Source organism: Blautia sp. BIOML-A1, from assembly GCF_009883055.1.
GTDB lineage: Bacteria > Bacillota > Clostridia > Lachnospirales > Lachnospiraceae > Blautia_A.
This window is the reverse complement of record NZ_WWVR01000001.1, coordinates 204,993-224,977: the sequence shown is the minus strand read 5'-3', so window position 1 is coordinate 224,977 and position 19,985 is coordinate 204,993. Positions and strand designations below refer to the sequence as shown.

General features: G+C 44.8%; 14 protein-coding genes. All 14 read right to left on the bottom strand.

Annotated elements, in window-relative coordinates; all coding sequences use genetic code 11:
* Nucleotides 1–25 precede the first annotated feature (25 nt).
* On the bottom strand, nt 26–1,225 hold the full coding sequence (locus tag GT674_RS01065; protein ID WP_161283960.1) for a glycosyltransferase: 1,200 nt from the start codon (nt 1,223–1,225) through the stop codon (nt 26–28).
* Between the two features lie 323 nt (nt 1,226–1,548).
* The gene (locus GT674_RS01060) at nt 1,549–2,691 is read right to left on the bottom strand and encodes a glycosyltransferase family 4 protein (RefSeq protein ID WP_243149009.1); all 1,143 of its coding nucleotides are present in this window, start codon (nt 2,689–2,691) and stop codon (nt 1,549–1,551) included.
* 285 nt (nt 2,692–2,976) lie between these two features.
* Nucleotides 2,977–4,200 (bottom strand): zinc ribbon domain-containing protein, encoded by a 1,224-nt coding sequence (locus tag GT674_RS01055; RefSeq protein ID WP_161283959.1) that lies wholly within the window; start codon nt 4,198–4,200, stop codon nt 2,977–2,979.
* Nucleotides 4,201–4,524: 324 nt separating this feature from the next.
* Nucleotides 4,525–6,777, bottom strand: coding sequence for a DUF2298 domain-containing protein (locus GT674_RS01050; protein ID WP_161283958.1), 2,253 nt, complete (start codon nt 6,775–6,777; stop codon nt 4,525–4,527).
* On the bottom strand, nt 6,758–8,746 hold the full coding sequence (locus GT674_RS01045) for a hypothetical protein (protein WP_161283957.1): 1,989 nt from the start codon (nt 8,744–8,746) through the stop codon (nt 6,758–6,760). Before GT674_RS01045 ends, GT674_RS01050 begins: the two co-directional genes overlap by 20 nt.
* Before the next feature lie 81 nt (nt 8,747–8,827).
* Nucleotides 8,828–9,526, bottom strand: coding sequence for an N-acetylmuramoyl-L-alanine amidase (locus GT674_RS01040; RefSeq protein ID WP_243149008.1), 699 nt, complete (start codon nt 9,524–9,526; stop codon nt 8,828–8,830).
* A gap of 118 nt (nt 9,527–9,644) precedes the next feature.
* On the bottom strand, nt 9,645–10,376 hold the full coding sequence (gene sigE / locus GT674_RS01035; RefSeq protein ID WP_161283956.1) for an RNA polymerase sporulation sigma factor SigE: 732 nt from the start codon (nt 10,374–10,376) through the stop codon (nt 9,645–9,647).
* Nucleotides 10,377–10,388: 12 nt separating this feature from the next.
* On the bottom strand, nt 10,389–11,237 hold the full coding sequence (locus GT674_RS01030) for a sigma-E processing peptidase SpoIIGA (protein ID WP_161283955.1): 849 nt from the start codon (nt 11,235–11,237) through the stop codon (nt 10,389–10,391).
* A gap of 203 nt (nt 11,238–11,440) precedes the next feature.
* Complete coding sequence (gene thrS, locus GT674_RS01025; protein WP_161283954.1) at nt 11,441–13,402, bottom strand: threonine--tRNA ligase; 1,962 nt, start codon at nt 13,400–13,402, stop codon at nt 11,441–11,443.
* Nucleotides 13,403–13,827: 425 nt separating this feature from the next.
* The gene (locus tag GT674_RS01020) at nt 13,828–15,489 is read right to left on the bottom strand and encodes an alpha-glucosidase (protein ID WP_161283953.1); all 1,662 of its coding nucleotides are present in this window, start codon (nt 15,487–15,489) and stop codon (nt 13,828–13,830) included.
* 3 nt (nt 15,490–15,492) lie between these two features.
* The gene (locus GT674_RS01015; RefSeq protein WP_161283952.1) at nt 15,493–16,329 is read right to left on the bottom strand and encodes a carbohydrate ABC transporter permease; all 837 of its coding nucleotides are present in this window, start codon (nt 16,327–16,329) and stop codon (nt 15,493–15,495) included.
* Entirely contained in the window at nt 16,329–17,225 is an 897-nt protein-coding gene (locus GT674_RS01010; protein ID WP_161283951.1) for a carbohydrate ABC transporter permease, read from the bottom strand. Before GT674_RS01010 ends, GT674_RS01015 begins: the two co-directional genes overlap by 1 nt.
* A 15-nt stretch (nt 17,226–17,240) precedes the next feature.
* Nucleotides 17,241–18,719, bottom strand: coding sequence for an ABC transporter substrate-binding protein (locus GT674_RS01005; protein ID WP_161283950.1), 1,479 nt, complete (start codon nt 18,717–18,719; stop codon nt 17,241–17,243).
* A gap of 203 nt (nt 18,720–18,922) precedes the next feature.
* Nucleotides 18,923–19,903, bottom strand: a complete 981-nt coding sequence (locus tag GT674_RS01000; protein ID WP_161283949.1) for a LacI family DNA-binding transcriptional regulator — start codon at nt 19,901–19,903, stop codon at nt 18,923–18,925.
* Between the last annotated feature and the right edge of the window lie 82 nt (nt 19,904–19,985).

The following is a 19,985-nucleotide window of genomic DNA, read 5'->3' as shown; positions in this document are numbered from 1 at the left end:
TTTTCTAATACCTCTATCTCTCTTTTTATCTATAAACCTTCATAATTTTCTCGTAATACTCATCGATGGTATCGAAGCTGATGTTCTTACAGTTCGCACTGTACTCCGCACACAGCTTCTTATCACCCCAGAGCTTCTCGATCTTCTTCTTCAGATCTTCGGCATTACCGCTCTCAAACAACTCGCCGGTCTTACCAACCTGAATCAGTTCCGGGATGCCGCCGATGTTCGCTCCCAGCACCGGTGTGCCATACATCTGGGATTCCATTACGGAGAACGGGCAGTTCTCATACCACTCAGACGGGTAAATGGAGAACCGTGCCTCACGGATCAGCTTTTCCAGTGCCTCGCCTTTCTGGAAGCCAACGTTCTTGATGTTCTTAATACCATTTACTGTCTCTTCCAACGGACCAGTGCCGGCGAAGATGAACTGCACATCCGGCAGCTCCTTACAGACCTTGATGAGTGTGCCGATGCCCTTCTCCTCAGAGAAGCGGCCGAAGTAGAGGACGTAATCCTTCTTCGGAGTCTCTTTCCACTCCACCTTGTCGATGAAGTTATGCATTGCCACAGTCTTTGTCGCAAACAGCAGGTTGCTGTCCATCTTGCTCTTCATGAACTCGGAGCAACAGATCATGGTGTCAATGTACTTATAGGTACCTTTCCACTTCCAGAACTCAGCCTCCATCATGCCGATGGCAGATTTTGCCGTGGAACCGTGGATGCACTTGCCTTTCATGCAGTTCACGAAATGGCCGCCGAGGCACTTCTCACAGTTCTGGTGGGTGTTCGGATTGTTCAGCATGTGGTTCGGGCAGACCAGCTGGTAGTCATGTGCCGTGAAGATGATCTTACAATCTCTTCCGGTCTCCTTGCGCCACTTCACGATTTCCAGGATGATGGAAGGTGTCAGCTGGTAGTTAAAATTGTTCAGATGACAGACATCCGGCTTGAAGTCGTCCAGAACTTTTCTCAGCTGTACTCTTGCTTCCTTGCTGTAGATGGTCTTGATCGGGTAGGTCAGCTTGCTCAGTTTGCTGCCGCCGTGGAAGTCCATATCAGATGTATAAGCATTGACACGGTTGCCCACGCAGCGGCCTTCGTGTTCCATACCGAAGTACTGAACCTCGTGTCCATGCTGCTCCAGTGCCTCACCCAATTTGAATATATACGTCTCGCTGCCGCCGTTTCGGTGCAGAAATTTATTCAAAATCAGCGTCCTCACGTTGTATTTCTCCTTATTCTATGTTCTATTTCACTACCTCTGTTCAGATGAAGCACTTCCAATGTGTTATTCATAAACCAGAGTGCTCCATACAAACGCAGGTAGTGATACTGAAAGTCCTTATGATAAAATCATCTGCTGTTTCTGAACCTGGGTAGCGAAATAAAAACCGCTCTCGCAGCTCTACCTATCTCTCAAAAAGTGCCGTAAATACGCTATTTTTCCGGCATTTTCACTATGTACATCTCACCACCTGCGTTCGGTTAGAGGAGATTATTTATCATCAAAATTTTCATTCTTCTCTCATTCCTTCAGCCACTTCCTCATCTCTGATACAGTTTCAATGTCTTCTCTACCACATCATCCCAGTTATATTTTCTGCAGATAAATTCCTCGGCCTGTGCTTTATAGGTTTCTACCATTTCCGGATGGTCGCAGGCGTTCTGTAATTTTGCTTTCAGATCACTGACATCCGATTTTCTGAACAGTAGTGCCTTGTCTTCTACCACCTCTGCGCATTCCGGTATGTCGGATGTCAGGCAGCAGTTTCCGTAACTCATCGCTTCCAGGAGGCTTAACGGCATGCCTTCAAGGTCGGACGGAAGTGTGTAGATATATGGATTGCTGTATAGCTCTTCTAATATCTCTCCCTGAACAAAGCCGGTAAAAATAATCCTGTCATCGTCTTTTGCCAGACTCTTCAATTCATCCATGAATGCCTGTGTGTCGGAGCTTCCTCCGGCGATGACGAGTTTCTTATCTGTCTTCGTCTGTTTAAATGCTTCTATTAAATAGCGCTCACCTTTTTCCGGGACGATTCTTCCTAAGTAAAGAATGTAACTGTCCTTGGTGAGTCCCCATTTCTCGGTGATCTGGCGGGCTTTCCGTGGTTTTGCTTTATTTACACCGTTTGGAATAAACCGGGTGGTCCTTCCATATGTATTTTGAAAATAATCCTGAACGCCTTTGCTGAGTACGATGATCTCATCGGCAAAGCGGACAGCATTTTTTTCTCCGCTTCTGATATACCAGCTTGCAAATTTTCCCCACTTGGCTCTCTGATGATCGAGACCATGCACGGTGACGATCACTTTCTTTCCAAACAGTTTCGGGAGCCAGCACATAAAGGCCGGGCCTTCTGCATGGATATGTACAACGTCATAGTTTCCAAGAGCTGCCCGAAGGCTTGCGGATACGGATGCTGTCATGGCAGCAAGCCCGCGTTTATCTATTGTAAAGACTTCCTGTAAAGTGACGCCTTTGTATGTCTTAAGTTTTGTACCGTCGAATTCGCTTCCGGCTACGTTGTGTCCTTTTCGGTTATAACAGGTTACAGAATGGGATTTCTTCGCCATTCTGGTTGCCAACTCTTCCACAACAATTTCAATCCCGCCTTCTCTAGATGGGATTCTTTTATGTCCCAGCATAGCAATCCGTAAATTTTCTCTGCTATGTTTCTTCTTCATATCTTCTGGTAATTTTCCTGTGTTTCTTTGATGAACAGCAGGATTTTCTCCTCATTGTTGTTTCAAGTCTTTTTTTATATAACTTCGAACACTTTCACCATCTGACAGACGGCGGACTTCCCGGATTCCCCGTGGACTCCGGCGGGCGGTGTTCTGCCCGAAAGCAATATCCTGTAGATATCACTTTCTCTGTGATTTCTCACACACTCTATATGCAGAACGCATCCGACTGGAAGGGTTCTTTGCATACATTTTATACAGACAAATATCTCCGGATTTTCTGTTTTACACACAGGAACCTGGAGTCTTTGAGACTGTCTTCTCTTTGTTTTGCTCAAATCCTTTCAGGCATTTCTTTCCAAGATTTCGAGCTGTATTCAGATAACGGTTTCCTCTGTGTCCATTTGGACAGAAGAATTCGTTTTCTTTGTTTTTGATTTTTTCTCCACAGATACTGCAGACGGAGCTGATCTCATGCTGCTGCAGTTCGACCACCACGATTCCCTCCTGCCACGCTTTGTATTTGATCTTCTCGCGAATCGCAGTGCTTAGATGAATCGGTGAATGGTTTCCTGCCTTTGTCATGATAATTTTGCTGTAATCTCTGTCAAACTCCGGCAGGACGATGATTTTGGCATTGTTATTTTTGCAGTATTCTATAACTTGTCTACTTATGCTGTGAGAATAAAAATCGTTGAGATTTCTTAGTTTTTCCCAGTACCTTGCATTGGCGCGGGGATTATTTCCGGCACCTCCGGACACCTGAGATTTTTTTAGTTTTGCTTCAACTGTTTTACAGCGATGGCTGTATTCTGCACCGCCTCTGATGAAGCGAGTTCCTTCGCTGTTTCCTTCCGAATCCAAAATGCAGCAGACTGTGCAGGCATCCTGATTGCAAAAAACTACTGCACAGATTTTTTCTTTTGCGTTCATCCGTTCTTTGGCGGTTCTTCCGTCTTCGACCGGAGTTTTCCATGGAATATGCATCTCTGTCTGATTTCTCTTAAGAACCAGAGAGGGCGACATCATAACTCCTTTTTCCGGTATGGAATTCCCATGCAGGCGAAGCCTTGTCCATTTCCAGGCTGTTCCATTCCAGATCTTCAGGGTGATTTCCTTATTGTTGAAATCCCTGTACATTCCTTTATAGAAGGTTACGGACTCTGTAAACTGCTGCGTCCGTCTGTTCTGTGCTTCTCTTGTACGGTAGCTTCTGGCTGCTGCAATTGCGGCATTGATTGCTGCCCTGCGAAAATACAGCGGAACTTTTGTCCATGGAAGGGGATTTGGTACAGGCTGTTTATCTCTTCCTATGATCGTCATCTTTTCCAGTGTACGAAGTGCTTCCATTGCTCCCGGAGTACTGTCGATAAACGTATCCAGATACAATTCATAATAAAAGCCTAAAATTTCGTTATAAAGTTCCTGCGTCTGTCTGAGCCAGTCTGTATGTCTGCAGAAAACATTAAATTTCTTTACTGTGATTGAATAACAGGAAGTTTTTTCCATGCAGGTACCTCTGCTGATTTTTCATGAAGTATGTAACTTTGCGAAATAAAAACGAACTCTGAAAAAAGTTTTTGCTAAAAAATGCAAAAAAATTTGGGCAGAATTGCCAAGAAGTGTATCAAAACGACTGACTTTAAGTCATTTCTGTACCTTTACACATGAATTTGTGTATGTTAAAATAAGATGATCTTTGAAAAAAAGACAAAAACTTCGCAAAGTTACATACTTCACGAAGTTTTTTTGTGTGAATTTATCTTTTATTTTCTACAAAAAGCAGGTACCTTTTTCTGTTCGTCACAGAAAAACAGCACCTGCTTTTATATTTTACTTCTCGATTTTTACAATATAGGTTTCATAATTCGGATCCTGGTATACAATTTCGCCAAGGCTCTCCAGTCCTGCATTGTTGAGGTTTTCACCGTATTTTTCTCTTTCGCAGGAACCTACAAAGATATAGGAAATGTCATATTTCTTGATCAGTTCCTGGACTCTCTGGGTATCCGTAGAGGTATAAATGCTCTCGATCTCGGCAGATTTCTCATTCAGATCGGCCACATCATTTCTCCACAGCCATTCGTGTACATACCAGCCCATCACGGTAGAAAGTCCGGTCATTGCGGAAACTCGTTCATAGTTGGAGTAGCTGTCGCCGTTTGCCTCCAGAACCACAGGGGAATCCTGAATGTTTTCTTTCAGCCATCGGATCGCACCGGCATCTTCCACGAAATCTGTTTCCAGAAATGCCGTTGCATTCAAACCTTTGTACTGGGACGGATCCAGAACCTGTCCAAACCAGGAATCCACGCTTCGTCCAAAGTATCCACAGGTCCACAGAAGAAGTACAAGTCCGATCACCCCGACTGCCTTGAGGATTTTTTTGCAGTTTATGAATAACAGCCGGAAGATCACATATGCCATCGTCATTCCAAACATGATATAAGCCTGATAGGTCAGCTTGAACATGGTATTGGCACGGGCATTTCCATTCTCATAGATATCGCGGACATATACCAGCTCCGGGATTACAACCAGTCCGATCGCACACAGTCCCATGATCACCGCAAACAGATCCGGTGTGCGGACTGCCTTCATCAGGCGGTAGAGGGATTTGTGCTCCAGTTTTTTCAGTTTCTCGATAATAAGCGAGATCACAAACACAAGTGTCAGGATCGTCGGAAGTCCCCACAGGATCAGAAGCTGATGTGGCAGGGAATGGTTCTGTGCCAGTCTTACGCCCTGTACCATGGTTGTGAACTGCAGGGTGAACGGCAGAATGATCACCGTTGCGATGGCAAAGATTTCTATTGCCTGTGCTATCGTTACTGCAAGGATCCGTCTGATATCGCCTTTCAGACAGATGATGTTCATAAACAATACTGTTCCGCCGGTCACGACATAGTAGATGACAAAATCCCAGTAGTTTGTCCAGTGGAACATTCCAAGGAGCATTGCTGCCGCCAGGATCTGCGGCATCAGAAGCTGTTTCATCCAGAATTTCCGACGTCCCAGTTTCTCCACAGACGGTGTTGTGTTCCGCACCTTCTTTGTCCATGCATACAGAAGTCCCAGAAGCAGAAGGACAAACATGATGTTTACCACATGTGCATGAAGGTCTCCCAGTACGAAGGAGTAGCACGGAAATTCATGGATCGTCTTGTCCGGCACATCCGGGTTGAATCCGATATAACGAGTAGCATCCGGGAACCAGTATCCGCTCACTTCCTCGCCCTTTAATTTCTGGATGAGTGGGAGGATCTGTGCATAGACCACATAATGCATATTTCCGGCAATGGAAACCGCCAGTCCTGCAAGGAAACCTGCAAGTGTCGGAAGCTGTTTCTTCCAGCCTGTAACTTTCCTGCCCTGTAAGTCTGTTGTCATCTGACGCACCAGGGAAAACGGAAGTACAAAAGCAAAGCCTGCAACAAAGGTACGCATCAGGTTATAGGTAAGCTCCACCTGTGTGCCGGAAAGCTTTGTCAGAAATACTGCAAAGTACTGGCCGCCGTAATAGTAATTGATCTTGCCCTGAGAATACCAGAGGTCGGTTGCCGGAAGTGTCTTGCTGCGCATCATTGCTTCCATAAAGCCATAGTCCATAAACTTCTCTGTTCCATGGGCTGCCGGATGAAATCCTGCCAGATAGGTCCACAGAAGAAATGCCGCAAAAAACAGGATTTCTTCTATATAAACAAGATCCAGTCTGTCGATTGGAAGACATTCGTATCCATTTCTCCGCTGTTTCTCGTATGCAAGGATGCAGATGATTCCATACACCAGTGCAATGCCCACGCAGGCAGCTGTCGTAAATTTCAAAATCTTGACAGATACCAGAAACCAGGTCAGAAAGCCTGTGATCGTAATGGAAACAACCTTCGAAAACATCCATCCTTTGTCTTCAAAGCTTCGAAAAAGTCTTCCTGTAACTGCCATACCCACGCATCCAAGCACGGCGGCAAGGAGATACCATGTCCAGAATGTCCACACATCTCCTTTAAGGAGAAAGGCAGACAACGCGACAAGAAGTACTGCCGGTATGACTTTTATGATTGTTTTTTTAACTGTTTGAGGTTTCATAAATTCTTATTCTCCCATCCTCTGATTGGTACACCAGATGGAATGCTTTTGCAATAACATCTTCTCTGCATTCTGTTTCTTCGAATTTCATTCCATCTTCGAATAAAATATAGGTGATTTTTTCCTGTTTTACAAGTGATTTCACAGTATTTTCATCGGTTGAGCTGTAGATCGTTTTGGCAATCTCTGCCCGGCCGTAGGTATCATATCCGGCAGACCATGCATAGTAAGGCCAGCCCATGTACATCATGACTCCTGCCATCGTCACCTCGTTGATGCTGTACTCCGGTGTCAGGATCAGATCCTTACTTGTGAGGTTGTCTGCAAGCCACTCCGTCAGGGCACTGTTCATATTTACGGTGACTCTTCGACCGGGTCCATTATCGCGTACAATGATCACAAAATCATAGATTCCTGTGATCGTCAGACAGACTGCAAGCAGCACTGCCGCCGCCTTCTGCCAGATACCTCTGCCAAACAGCTGAACCACTGCCCATCCCCAGAACATTGCCACAAACGCATAGGAAATCATGATATATTTATGATTTACTGCGATATCCGGTGTCAGGGACATACAGAATGCAAAAATCAGCGGGAACAGAAAGCTTATGAGGATAACCCGCTGTCTTCGGTCTCTCAGGAAGTACAGAATTACCAGTGCCCCAAGAAAGAAGATTCCGCTCATCTGGAGAAGGTACCACAGTACCCCCGGCAGCGACTTATTCTCTGCCAGGAATCCCCAGTAAAAGGAGGTCTCCACGACATTTCCCCAGATAAACAGTCTTGCCTGAAGCTCTGCAAATATAACTGCTGCCGCCGCTGTTACCAGATAATCGAGTTTTCCATCCGAAAATGCGGCAAATCCAAACAGGATCAGAAGACCTCCGATAACCGCTGCCCCATTCCAGAAAGAGGTCATTCCCAGCAACATTCCGGCAAATAGTGCATTCTCCAGGTTCCGGCTCTTCCAGGCATCTCTGCTGAATACTCTGCCAATAAGCCAGTGCCAGCCTTTTTCCCTGTGTGCACATCCGGCCTCTACCCAGTCCAAAAACATCCACAGCACCAGGGCGACGATCAGAAGTCCGAACGCCAGATGTCTCTGATTCAGATAGACATTGAAATTCCAGAGTCCCCAGTTTTCGTTCGGTGTGTAGCCAATAAAGCTCATATTGGTTTTGAAGGTTTCTGCCAGGTCTCCTGCCACAAGATGCTCGATCACAAACTGAAAAAATGTCAGTGCGCTTCTGAAAAAGAAAAACAGGATCGTACATACGGAGGCTGTCAGGCTTCTGGTAATACGAAGTGCCAGATTGTAAAGCATGATGAGAAATGCCAGCAGTGCCAGGATGCTGACCAGGTTATAGGCCAGATCCAGCCGCAGTCCGAGGAATTCGAGATTTCCTACCAGGAACTGGAACATAAAATGATATTTTACATCCTGCCCTCCAAAATGCGGATACTGAGTCGGGAAATTATTTCCCAGCGAAAAGGAGCGGATCATCGCTGTATGCGGTGCGTAATCTCCGTAAACAGTATAGCCGGAATAAAGGACACCGTCCTTTATGTAAAATACATAAAACATGATCCAGCTGATAAACACGGCAAGGATCACAAAGAAAATTACTTCCACACGAAACTGTTTCGTATCTCTGATCAGTTCACGCTCATATCCAGACAGTATGGTATTGTCTCTCCGATACCTCATGGTATACAGAAAAATCAAAAAGACAAGTGAGAGTGCCATCACGAACACATTCCCGTAAAAGAGCGGTTTCTGTGCTCCGAGTGCACTCGCTGCCCAGGAGATCATATAGGTGCTCCATCCGAATATCAGAATTCCGGTCCCGAATGCGCCACAGCTCAGTATCCAGAATTTATTGTTCTTTCCGTCTCCCGATGCAAAGAACATCCCTGCTGCTTCTTTTCCGATCAGTACTGCCAGCAAACAGTAAATAATTCCTAACATAAATACACCCTCTGTATTTCTTATCTTCTGCATTGTTTCTAATCCAGTATAACAGAATACGAAATTAATAGCAAAAAAATTTTACCACTTCTGTAAATAACTATTGATTCCCTCTGCCAGTGCGGCGGCTACTTTTTCCTGATATTCTTTTGTCTGCAGAAGTTCTGCCTCTTCCGGATTCGTGAGAAATCCGCACTCCGCTATGACCAGGATGCTCTTGCTCCTCTTCAGCAGATAGTAGCTGGTGTTTCCCTTGATTTCCCGCGGCCGTTCCACCTCGAGCATCACATTCAGTCTTTCCTGGAGAACCGCAGCCAGTTCTTTTCCCTCCAGTGAGGTTTCATAGTAAAAAACCTGCGGGCCTTTGACTGTCGGGTCATGATAGCTGTTCTGATGAATGCTGACCGTCAGTACCGGAGCGGTCTCATCGATCAGGGCAATTCTTCGCTGCAGATCCTGTGCCTTTTTGTTCTGTGCAGACTCGTCATAAAGTCCCTTGTCTTCTTCTCTGGTCAGGACGACTGTATATCCCTTTTCTTCCAGTTTTTCTTTGAGAAGAAGTGTCACGGACAGGTTGATATTTTTTTCTTCCAGTCCGTCTATCCCGATCATTCCCGGATCACTTCCCCCGTGCCCCGGATCCAGCACGATTACATTTTCTTTCTTTTCGACTTCTTCAGAATTCATCCACACGGATACTGCGGCAGCCTGCCTGGACAAAAAATAAAAGCTTATCAGCAACAGGCATGCCATGATCAATTCCATCCTATATTTTCGCAAAAAAGGACACATCCTCTCGCATATTCTTTCTATATATATGCCAGGATGTGTCCGCTTATAAACAGAATTCGTAACTGTTCAGTATCCTCTCTATCTTCTGAATAGTTACCAGAATTACTTATTCATATTTTATGATTTCTTTCTTCAAACGTTTCATGATACGTTTTTCAAGTCGGGAGATATACGACTGGGAAATTCCAAGAAGATCTGCAACTTCTTTCTGTGTTTTTTCTTTGCCGTCTGCATTATTGAGTCCGAAGCGAAGCTTGATGATCATCTGCTCCCTCGGAGAAAGTTTATTGATTGCCTTACCGAGAAGGGTGATCTCTACTTCATCCTCCATCTTCCTTGATATCACATCATCCTCTGTCCCCAGAACATCCGAAAGGAGAAGCTCGTTTCCATCCCAGTCCACATTCAGCGGCTCATCAATGGATACCTCCATCCGGGTCTTGCTGTTCCGTCGAAGATACATCAGGATCTCATTCTCAATACATCTGGATGCGTAGGTCGCAAGCTTGATATTCTTGACCGGATTGAAGGTATTGATCGCCTTGATCAGTCCTATAGTCCCAATAGAGATCAGATCCTCCACCCCGACTCCTGTATTGTCAAATTTCTTCGCAATATAGACCACGAGTCTCAGATTATGCTCGATCAGAAGGGATCTTGCCTCCTGGTGCTGGTCGGTTTCCAGCTTACTGATCACATATGCCTCTCTCTTTGGATCCAAAGGTGCCGGAAGTACGTCACTTCCACCTATATAATAGACATCTCTTGATCTTGTCAGTACCAGTCTCTGAAAAAGCTGAAACGGGTTATAATCCACACTTGCTGCTGATCTTCTCATAATATGCTCCTCCTAACGCAATAATCTGGAATTCAACAATAGCCTGTATTCCCTCCCCAAAGCGGTAGATTTCGATGTCAGTGCAAAAACCGGTTCTGCTATATGGATCACATTTCCAGGAGTATGGATGCACAGGTCATCAAGCATCACTGCCAGAAGCATCTGCGGGTCGTTCCCTACTGTCGTAAGTGACAGATAATGTGGTTTCAGAGCTGCGATCTCTGTATTTGTCAGTTCCTTCGGATTCTCATGGAAGCTTCTCAGGATTTCTGCATCCTCCTTTGTCAGAAGCTTATACAGAAGCTCCGGTTCAATGATCGACACTGGTTTGCCATTCAACGGATCTGTAAGAAGGTTTCCACTGTCGTAAAGCCCGTAAGCTGACTGTACTCTTCCCTGACACCCAAGTGTCACAGGATAAATATTCTTCCGGCCCGCCCGGATCGAGTCTGCCGCAAAAAGAAAAGCACTGCTGCCTGTGTATACCACAAAAACACACAGCAGAAATATCCTGAGCGTAAGTGCTCTTTCTCTTGAAACAGCCTCCCAGAAGCCGCCGCACAGAAATGCGGTCAGATATAACATCAGAAACGCTTTGAGAAGAAGCGCTTCCTTCTGGATCTTAAGTCCGATCCGAAGCATCAGAAGTGCACAGAAGCCATGAAGAACAACTGTCAGCACCGGAGTATTTTCCGAAGGGATACAGAGGATCAGGCAGGAACCAAAAGCCCCCAGGATGGCGGCAGCCAGACAACGTCTGTGACTGGTGCGGCATCTTAAGAATCTTGCCACCAGCTCGAGGAGAAGATAATCCATCAAAAGATTTGCTGCAAAAACAACGTCTATGTAGATCTCCTGCATATGATCCTCCCCAAAGAAAATGGCATCCTGTAATATATAAAAAAAGACCCTCTGCACTTATATAAATCCTTCACTTTGGTAAGTGATCTCATTATATAAGACAGAGGGTGCAGATTTTGTCAAAACAGGAACTCAGTTCTGCAGAACTTCTCGCGTCTTATCGACAGCATGAAAGAAGTTTTGCGTTATGAGGAGATTTTTTATTATTTTTTCTCTTCCTGGACTTCGATCTTACGGATTGTTTTGTTTTTGATTTCTTCTTTGATCGCTGCAATGAATTCTCCGAGTTCTTTCATTCCCTCATCGCCAAGGTAACGGCTTCTTACGGAAACTTTGCCCTCTTCCTCTTCTTTTGCACCGACTACGAGCATGTACGGTACTCTCTCAAGACGTGCTTCACGGATTTTGTATCCCATCTTTTCGGAACGTCTGTCAACGGAGCAGCGGATGCCTGCTTCTTTCATCTGTGCTTCTACTTTGTCAGCATAAGCGTTGAATTTCTCGGAGATCGGGATCACACGAACCTGCTCCGGACACAGCCATGTCGGGAACATTCCTGCGTATTTTTCGATCAGCCATGCAAGTGTTCTTTCATAGCATCCCATGGATGTACGATGAATGATACACGGACGTTTTTTGTCACCGTTTTCGTCGATGTAGTACATATCAAACTGTTCAGCAAGAAGTGCATCCCACTGGATTGTGATCATGGTATCTTCTTTGCCATATACGTTCTTTGCGTTGATGTCGACTTTTGGTCCGTAGAAAGCTGCTTCTCCGACATCCTCTGTGAATGGGATGTTCAGTTCTTCGAGCATCTGACGAATATCTTCTTCTGTCTCATTCCATACTTCCGGATCACCGATGTATTTTTCTCTGTTGTTCGGATCCCATTTGGACAGATGGTAGGTTACATCCTCCTCAACTCCAAGTACCTGCAGGCAGTACTGTGCAAGTGCGATACAGTCTTTGAATTCTTTTACCATCTGGTCTGGTCTTACGATCAGATGTCCCTCAGAGATTGTAAACTGACGAACTCGTGTCAGGCCGTGCATCTCACCGGAGTCCTCGTTACGGAACAGTGTGGATGTCTCGCCGTAACGCAGCGGCAGATCACGGTAGCTGTGCTGTTCTGCTTTGTATACATAGTACTGGAACGGGCATGTCATCGGACGAAGTGCAAATACTTCTTTGTCTGTCTCTTCATCACCGAGAACGAACATTCCGTCTTTGTAATGATCCCAGTGTCCGGAGATCTTGTAGAGGTCGCTCTTTGCCATCAGAGGAGTCTTGGTTCTTACATAGCCACGTTTTGTCTCCTCATCTTCGATCCATCTCTGCAGTTCCTGCATCATGATAACACCGTTTGGCATGATAAGCGGAAGTCCCTGGCCGATCACGTCTACTGTTGTGAAGATTTTCATCTCACGGCCAAGTTTGTTGTGGTCACGTTTCTTGGCTTCTTCCATCTGCTCCAGATGTTCTTTGAGCTCGTCTTTTGTTGCATAAGCGGTTCCGTAGATACGTGTCAGCATGGCGTTCTTTTCGCTTCCTCTCCAGTAAGCGCTGGAAGAAGAAAGAAGTTTGAAGGCTTTCACGCCTTTTACACTCATCAAATGCGGGCCTGCACAGAGGTCTGTCCAGTCTCCCTGTGAATAAAAGGAGATTTCTTCTCCCTCCGGAAGATCCTCGATCAGCTCTACCTTGTATGGCTCGTTTTTCTCCTTGAAGTATGCGATCGCATCTTCTCTGGATTTTGTAAAGCGCTCAATCTTTGCACCTTTCTTGATGATCTTCTTCATTTCTTTCTCGATTGCATCGAGGTCCTCGCGGGAGAATGGCTCGTGAGCAAAATCGTAATAAAATCCTGTATCAATAGAAGGTCCGATAGCAACCTTGGCTTCCGGATATAAGTTCTGTACTGCCTGAGCAAGTACATGGGAAGCGGTATGACGAAGAACGGCAAGTCCTTTCTCGTCTTTGGCTGTGAGAATGTTCAGTTCGCAGTCGCTGTCGAGAACGGTACGAAGGTCTACAACCTCTCCGTTTACTTCTCCTGCACAGGCTGCACGTGCCAGTCCTTCGCTGATGTCATAAGCGATGTCGATAACTGATTTTGCTTCGGAATACTCTTTTTTGGATCCGTCTTTCAGTGTGATGATCATAATCTTTGAACTCCTTTTGTAATGAATAAAAATTGTAAGTTTTCCACAGGGACGAGTAAATAATTCTATAAAGTAAAAAAGTCCCTTACAATACATCTCTGTACTGTAAGGGACGAATGATCTACTCGCGGTTCCACCCTGCTTGCTGTATCTGTACCTCATCGGACAGACTCAGCCACTCTTATAAGATGATAACGGAATCACCGGACCGGATTAGGGCCACTCGGAGATGGTCTTCGACTGCTTCCCGCTGAAATACTCTCAGCAAATGTACTTCTCTCTGGAGCCTTCCACAGTTTACTCTTCTCTTCAACGTGTTTCTTTATTCTGTAACCCATTATATCCGCACGTTTTCCGTTTGTCAATGGGTGATTTTGTTTTTTGGTAAGACCAATTGTTGTTGTAACTTCCCACGAGTTTTTCTATCAACGCACCATAACTGCCTGATAAGGCTGCAGGGACGTCCTATTGAATTCACTGTAGTTATTGCAAAGGAGCTCTCCTTCTATAATATCTGCCTTCTGGATTTCATCGGACATATTAATCCAAATCTGGATTTTTTCACCATTTTCTGCGATACGCTCAAAAGCGATCACAGACTCCACCGCATTCTCAATCTCACGGACTTCACCGTAGATCAGGCATTCGCGGTTGGCTTCATCCTTACGGACCTGAATCAGATTTCGATAATAATACAGAAGAGAGTTTTTATCCTGGCTCTGCTTCTCTGCACAGATGGATGCATAGTCATCATTGCATTTAAGCCATGGTGTTCCGGAAGTAAATCCACCATGTTCTTCCTCATTCCACGGGAATGGCATTCTGCTGTTGTCGCGGCTTCTGTCATTGGCAAATTTCAGGGACTGTGCTACATCAAAGCCTGCCCGCAAAGCTCTTTGATACTGATCCCTGGTATTCAGATCGTCGTATTCTTCGATACTGTTGAATGTACCATTTACAGAACCAAGTTCTTCTCCCTGATAAATAAATACAGTTCCGCGAAGTCCCATCAGCAGGGCTGCAAGGGCACTTCCCTGAAGGAATCTTAAATGCAGATCATCTTTCGCAGCAGCTTTTTCACGGAAATATTTATTGAGCGAGCGGGACTGGTCATGGTTTTCCAGATAAACTGCTCCCCAGCCCTGAGTCTGCACACTGCACTGACTTCTGAACAGAAGTTTCTTGAGATCGCCGAAAGTCCACGGTGCCTGATTATACCAGTTTGGACCACAGAGATCAATATCGGCATAGCTGAAGTCAAATACCATAGAAAAATATCCATCTTCGCCTATGAACTCTGCCAGGTTCTCATAAGGGACTCCCGGAGCCTCTGCAACCGTCATGATTTCAGGATCGCTGAGGCACTTACGATTCATCTCACGAAGGAACTTATCAATACCCTTCTGGTTCTGTCCTGTCTTTTCTACTCCGATCAGGCCGTCTGTGTTATCCGGCTCATGTGATTTCAACGAATCTGCCTTTTTAATATAAGTGATCGCATCAAAACGAAATCCACTGACTCCTTTTTCTATCCAGAAATTTAGGATGTTATAAACTTCTTCCCGAAGCTGCGGGTTCTCCCAATTGAGATCAGGCTGGCTCTTGTCAAAGGTGTGATAATACCAGGTATCTTCTCCCACATTCTCCCACACGGAACCGCCGAAGCAGCTTCGTGTGTTGGAAGGACGTTCTTTGGACTGCACAAACATATAATAATCTCTGTACTTTGAATTTGGATCCTTCAATGCCTCCTGAAACCATTTATGCTGGTCAGAGCTGTGGTTCAGCACCATGTCGACAATAACGCGAATACCGGATTCATCTGCTTTTTTGAGAAGAAATTCCATATCTTCCATCGTTCCGAAGCATGGATCTATTCCATAATAATCAGCAACATCATATCCATTATCTTTCATGGGTGACGGGTAAAAAGGACAGATCCAGATAAAATCAATTCCCAGTTCTTTCAGATAAGGGAGTTTTTCCACAATTCCTTTTATGTCTCCGATTCCATCACCGTTTGTATCTTTGAAGCTTTTCGGATAGATCTGATATCCTACTGCTTCTTTCCACCATATTCTTTTCATAAATTACCCCTTTACTGCTCCTGCTGCGATTCCTTCGATGATATTTTTCTGAAGGAAAATGAACACGATCAGGATTGGAATGACACAGATTAATACTGCCGGGAAGATGAGTTCCCATGGATTTCCGTACTGTCCGGAAAGACTCTTTGCATAATACAGGCTTAAGGTCAGTGTCTTGCTGTCATTGTTTCCGATAATCAGAAATGGAAGAAGGTAATCATTCCAGATCCACATAGCATTTGTGATCACAACCGTTGCAGTGATTGGTTTTACCAGTGGAAATACAACATTGAAAAACAGCTGGAAGATATTTGCACCGTCGATAACCGCCGCTTCTTCCAGAGAAAGTGGAACGCTCTTAAAAAATCCGTGATACAAAAAAACAGTCATGCTCAGCCCGAAGCCGCCATACATCAGGATCAGTCCGAAGGTATTCTTAAGCCCCAGTGCTTCCATCAGGTTTACCAGCGGATACATAACGGACTGGAACGGAATCAGCATTGCTGCGGTAAAGCAGAGGAACAGAAAGCTGCTTGCTTTGGTCTTGTTTCTTACCATCATCCAGGCAGTGAGGGATGATATCACAACGATCAGTGCTACTGCTACCACCGTGATGATGAGTGTATTTACTACAGATTCTCCAAGTCTGATCTGTGCCGCCGCATTCTTGAGATAAGAGAAATCAAAAGAAGACGGAACGGAGATTGGAGATCCGACAATTTCTTTCTGACTCTTGAATGAGTTCACGATCAAAAAGTAGATTGGGAATAACGTATAAATACTCAGAAGAATCAGAATTGCATACATTACGCCCTGTTTTATTCTTTTGTTTGCAGTCATTATGCCTCAATCTCCTTTCTCTTAGTAACAATAACCTGAACGATGGACACAACAGCGATCAGGATAAAGAAAATAACCGCCTGTGCCTGTGCCATACCGTAGTTTGGCGGTGTGTTTTCTCTGGTTGTCAGAAGGATCTGCAGAGAAAGCATTCTCGTGCCGAAGTCTCCGCCGGTGAGGGCAAGGTTCTCGTCCAGCATCTTGAAGCTGCTGGAAAGTGTCAGGAAAAATACGATTGTAAATGCCGGCATCAGCATCGGAACTGTGATATGACGGAATTTCTGCCATGCAGTTGCACCGTCGATGGAAGCTGCCTCATAGAGATCTTCCGGAATGTTATTAAGGCCATTCAGATAGATCAGCATCAGATATCCGGCTGTCTGCCAGGTTGCCATGATTGCCATGGCAAAAACTGCTTTATTTGGATCCTGGAGCATATCGCACAGGAATGGAATATGAATCGGTGAATCCTCACCAAACAGCATCAGGGAGTATACATTCTGGAAAATGAAACTCCAGATAAAGCCCATTGCAAGACCTCCCAGAAGGTTCGGGAAGAAAAATACGGTACGGAAAAATCCTTTGCCTTTACCGACTTTTCTTACCATCAGTGCCATTCCAAGGCTTACGATATTTTTGGCCACAACAGCTACTATCGTAAACTTAATGGTATAGATAAAAGAGGTGATAAACTTCTGTGAATGGAACACTTTGATATAGTTTTTGAATCCTACCAGTGCACCATACCAGTGCTCAGAACCTTTGAAATAGGAACCTCTCCATGCTGTAAAGGAATACGCCATACCCATGATAAATGGAACCAGAATAACCACAACGAACAGGATGGCCGCCGGAATATTCAATATCTTGAACCATTTTTTGTAATATTTCTCCATGTTTCTCTCCCTTCCTTACCATTCATCCATGCCGGATTTCCAGTATGAAATACATTCATCCGCAATATCATTTAATTTATCTTCGGACCATGGATCCGGATTTGTAAACAAATCTTCCATGATATATTTTCCGTAGCTTTCCAGCCCCCAGGAAGATGGTGCTGCATCAAACGGGTTTGCCAGAATACAGTTATCACGTTTATAAGTGATCAGATCGTTGGACAGTGGGTTCTCCAGTACTGTGTCCTCGTCAGCATTGAACGGTACAAATGCAAATTTATTTACAATGTAATCCAGGCCTGTCTCTGAGGTATTCAGCCAGAGAAGGAAATCTTCTGCATCTTTCTTTTCCTGCTCGGTAGCTTTCTTGTTAACAATGTAATACTGAGATACGAACTCCGGAACAGAACGGTTCATCTGATCCACTGTCAGCCCGTCCACATGAATATCATCATCAGAGAAATTCAGCTTCATCGGAAACATGACCAGACGTTCCGCAACCTCTGGGGCAATATTCGCAATATTGCTGTAAGTCCAGTTTCCGTTTTTTATAAAGATTGCTTTGCTTTCTGCAAAGGTCTGTACTGCCTGGTCATAACCGGTCACGGTAGAATTGATGAACTGTGATCCTCTCTTTGTTGCCCCTTCCGGTCCTGCTGCATAATTGGAAAGGAAATCCAGTTCCTCTAAGGATTTCACGATGGAGGATTTCATCAGATCTGCTTTGTCCGGGGCGGATTCACGTACATCGTAAACATTCTCATATACGGTACTGATCGGATAGTTTCCGAAATGATTTCCGTATGTCCATTTCTCTGCACCTGCGATGGAAAAGACTCCGTTCAGATTCTCGGTAAGATCTGTTTTATCGGACTGTGTCTTGTAGCTGCTGCCATTCAGAGTAAAGCTCTCAGATCTGCCATCGTTGATGTAATCATTCAACGCCGTAACCATCTGCTGGAATTCTTCATAGTCTGCTTCTTTGTAATCTGCAATAAATGCATCCAGGTCTGTTGTTCCAAGAATATCCTCCAGCATCTGACGATCTGCGATCAGGCCATATCCCTCGATGTTGTATGGGATTCCATAGTTTCCTTCACCCTCAAACTGAAGTTTCAGGGCATCCGGTACACTCTCATACAAGGCCTTGAGTTCTGGATTGGAAATCTCATCGACTCCTTCCGCATATCCTGCCGATTTCCATTCCTCAAAGGCAATCGCATTAGAAGAAAATACCGTCGGATATTTCTTTGATTTCAATTCGGAACGCATAGTCTCAGAACCTTCTGTTGTTCCTACTGTAAACACTTTCACTTTCTTACCGGTCTGTGCTTCGTATTCATCAGCCAGATCGTTCAGACTATCTGCAATCTCTGATTTCTGGTTAAAAAAGTACACATCATAATCCTTATTTACCTTGCCGCAGCCGGTCACGGTGACCGCAGCTGTACCTGCAAGCAGACACACGCCAAGTGCCTTTATGGATCTTTTCATCTCCCGTCCTCCTTTTGTGTTTCGTTTTCTGTTTCTTGAAACATGTTTCATAATAGTTATTTTTTTAGGCACAGTTTCTGTAACTGAACTATGCCTTGTTTTTGAAACATGTTTCATTCGTTGCTATTAAACTACCACATTTTTGATCTGAAGTCAATCCTTTTTATTGTTTTGTTGAGAAACTTTTGGGGACTCCTATAATATCATGTCGTGCTTCCCTTTTTGAGTTCCACCGGGATCGTGATGTATCTTTCCTGTGGCATCTCTCCATCGATCAGCCTGAGTATCGTATCAACAGCCCTGTTTCCTATCTCGTGTAACTGTTGGTGGATCGTGGTGATCTCCATAATATTGGTTCTGGAGACATACGTTCCATCATAGGCGATCACGGCAAACTCCTCCGGGACTTTCTTTCCAATCTTCACAGCAGCCTTGAGAAAAGCACTTGCCGGCATATCTGCTGCCATGATACCATCAATCTCCGGGTTTTCTTTCAGGATCAGACTCGCCATCTCAAAGTAATTCTGGAAGTCAAAGGAGTTCCACTTGATATCCACTTCCCGGGTCTGAATGCCCTCTCTTTCCAGTGTTTCCCTGAGTGCCCGGTGACTCTTGTAGGAAAGAACCCTGTCCGTATCCGCCTCACTTCCGATATGGAGCACGTACCTGCATCCACTTCGAATAAATTCCTCCGCCGCAAGCCGTCCTCCCATCTCATGATCAGACACAACCACCGGTACCTCATCATTTACATAATAGTCCAGCATGACCAGCGGCTTCCCGAATTCTGCATAAGCTTCCGGTTTCTGATTGTTTACACCCATGATCACTCCATCCACGATATTGGAACGGAGTATCTTCATGTATTCTTTTTCTCGCTCCGGATCATCTCCGGTACTGCACAGCATGAGTTTACAATCGTTTTTGTACAGTTCGTCTTCGATATGTCTCGCCAGTGAAGAAAAATACGGATGACGGATATCCGGAACCAACATTGCCACGATTCCTGCCTTCTGCTTGAACATACTCCTTGCCAGTTCATTTGGAATATAATTCAGTTCCTTCATAGCCTGTTCAATCTTCATCCGCGTCTCAGGTGCTACATTTGCTGTCCCATTCAGCACTCTGGAAACCGTACATGCTGCCACATTTGCCCTTTTTGCTACATCACGAATACTTGCCATTTGTTCACTTCCTGTCCTGATTCTTTATATGATCCTGTTTTTTATACTATAAGCATTTTTATATTATGAAACATTTTTCATT

Coding starts and splice junctions, on each gene's coding strand:
- GT674_RS01060 (WP_243149009.1), bottom strand. CDS start 2,691: ATGAAGAAGAAACATAGCAGAGAAAATTTACGGATTGCTATGCTGGGA.
- GT674_RS01055 (WP_161283959.1), bottom strand. CDS start 4,200: ATGGAAAAAACTTCCTGTTATTCAATCACAGTAAAGAAATTTAATGTT.
- GT674_RS01050 (WP_161283958.1), bottom strand. CDS start 6,777: ATGAAACCTCAAACAGTTAAAAAAACAATCATAAAAGTCATACCGGCA.
- GT674_RS01045 (WP_161283957.1), bottom strand. CDS start 8,746: ATGTTAGGAATTATTTACTGTTTGCTGGCAGTACTGATCGGAAAAGAA.
- sigE (WP_161283956.1), bottom strand. CDS start 10,376: ATGAGAAGATCAGCAGCAAGTGTGGATTATAACCCGTTTCAGCTTTTT.
- GT674_RS01030 (WP_161283955.1), bottom strand. CDS start 11,237: ATGCAGGAGATCTACATAGACGTTGTTTTTGCAGCAAATCTTTTGATG.
- thrS (WP_161283954.1), bottom strand. CDS start 13,402: ATGATCATCACACTGAAAGACGGATCCAAAAAAGAGTATTCCGAAGCA.
- GT674_RS01020 (WP_161283953.1), bottom strand. CDS start 15,489: ATGAAAAGAATATGGTGGAAAGAAGCAGTAGGATATCAGATCTATCCG.
- GT674_RS01015 (WP_161283952.1), bottom strand. CDS start 16,329: ATGACTGCAAACAAAAGAATAAAACAGGGCGTAATGTATGCAATTCTG.
- GT674_RS01010 (WP_161283951.1), bottom strand. CDS start 17,225: ATGGAGAAATATTACAAAAAATGGTTCAAGATATTGAATATTCCGGCG.
- GT674_RS01005 (WP_161283950.1), bottom strand. CDS start 18,719: ATGAAAAGATCCATAAAGGCACTTGGCGTGTGTCTGCTTGCAGGTACA.
- GT674_RS01000 (WP_161283949.1), bottom strand. CDS start 19,903: ATGGCAAGTATTCGTGATGTAGCAAAAAGGGCAAATGTGGCAGCATGT.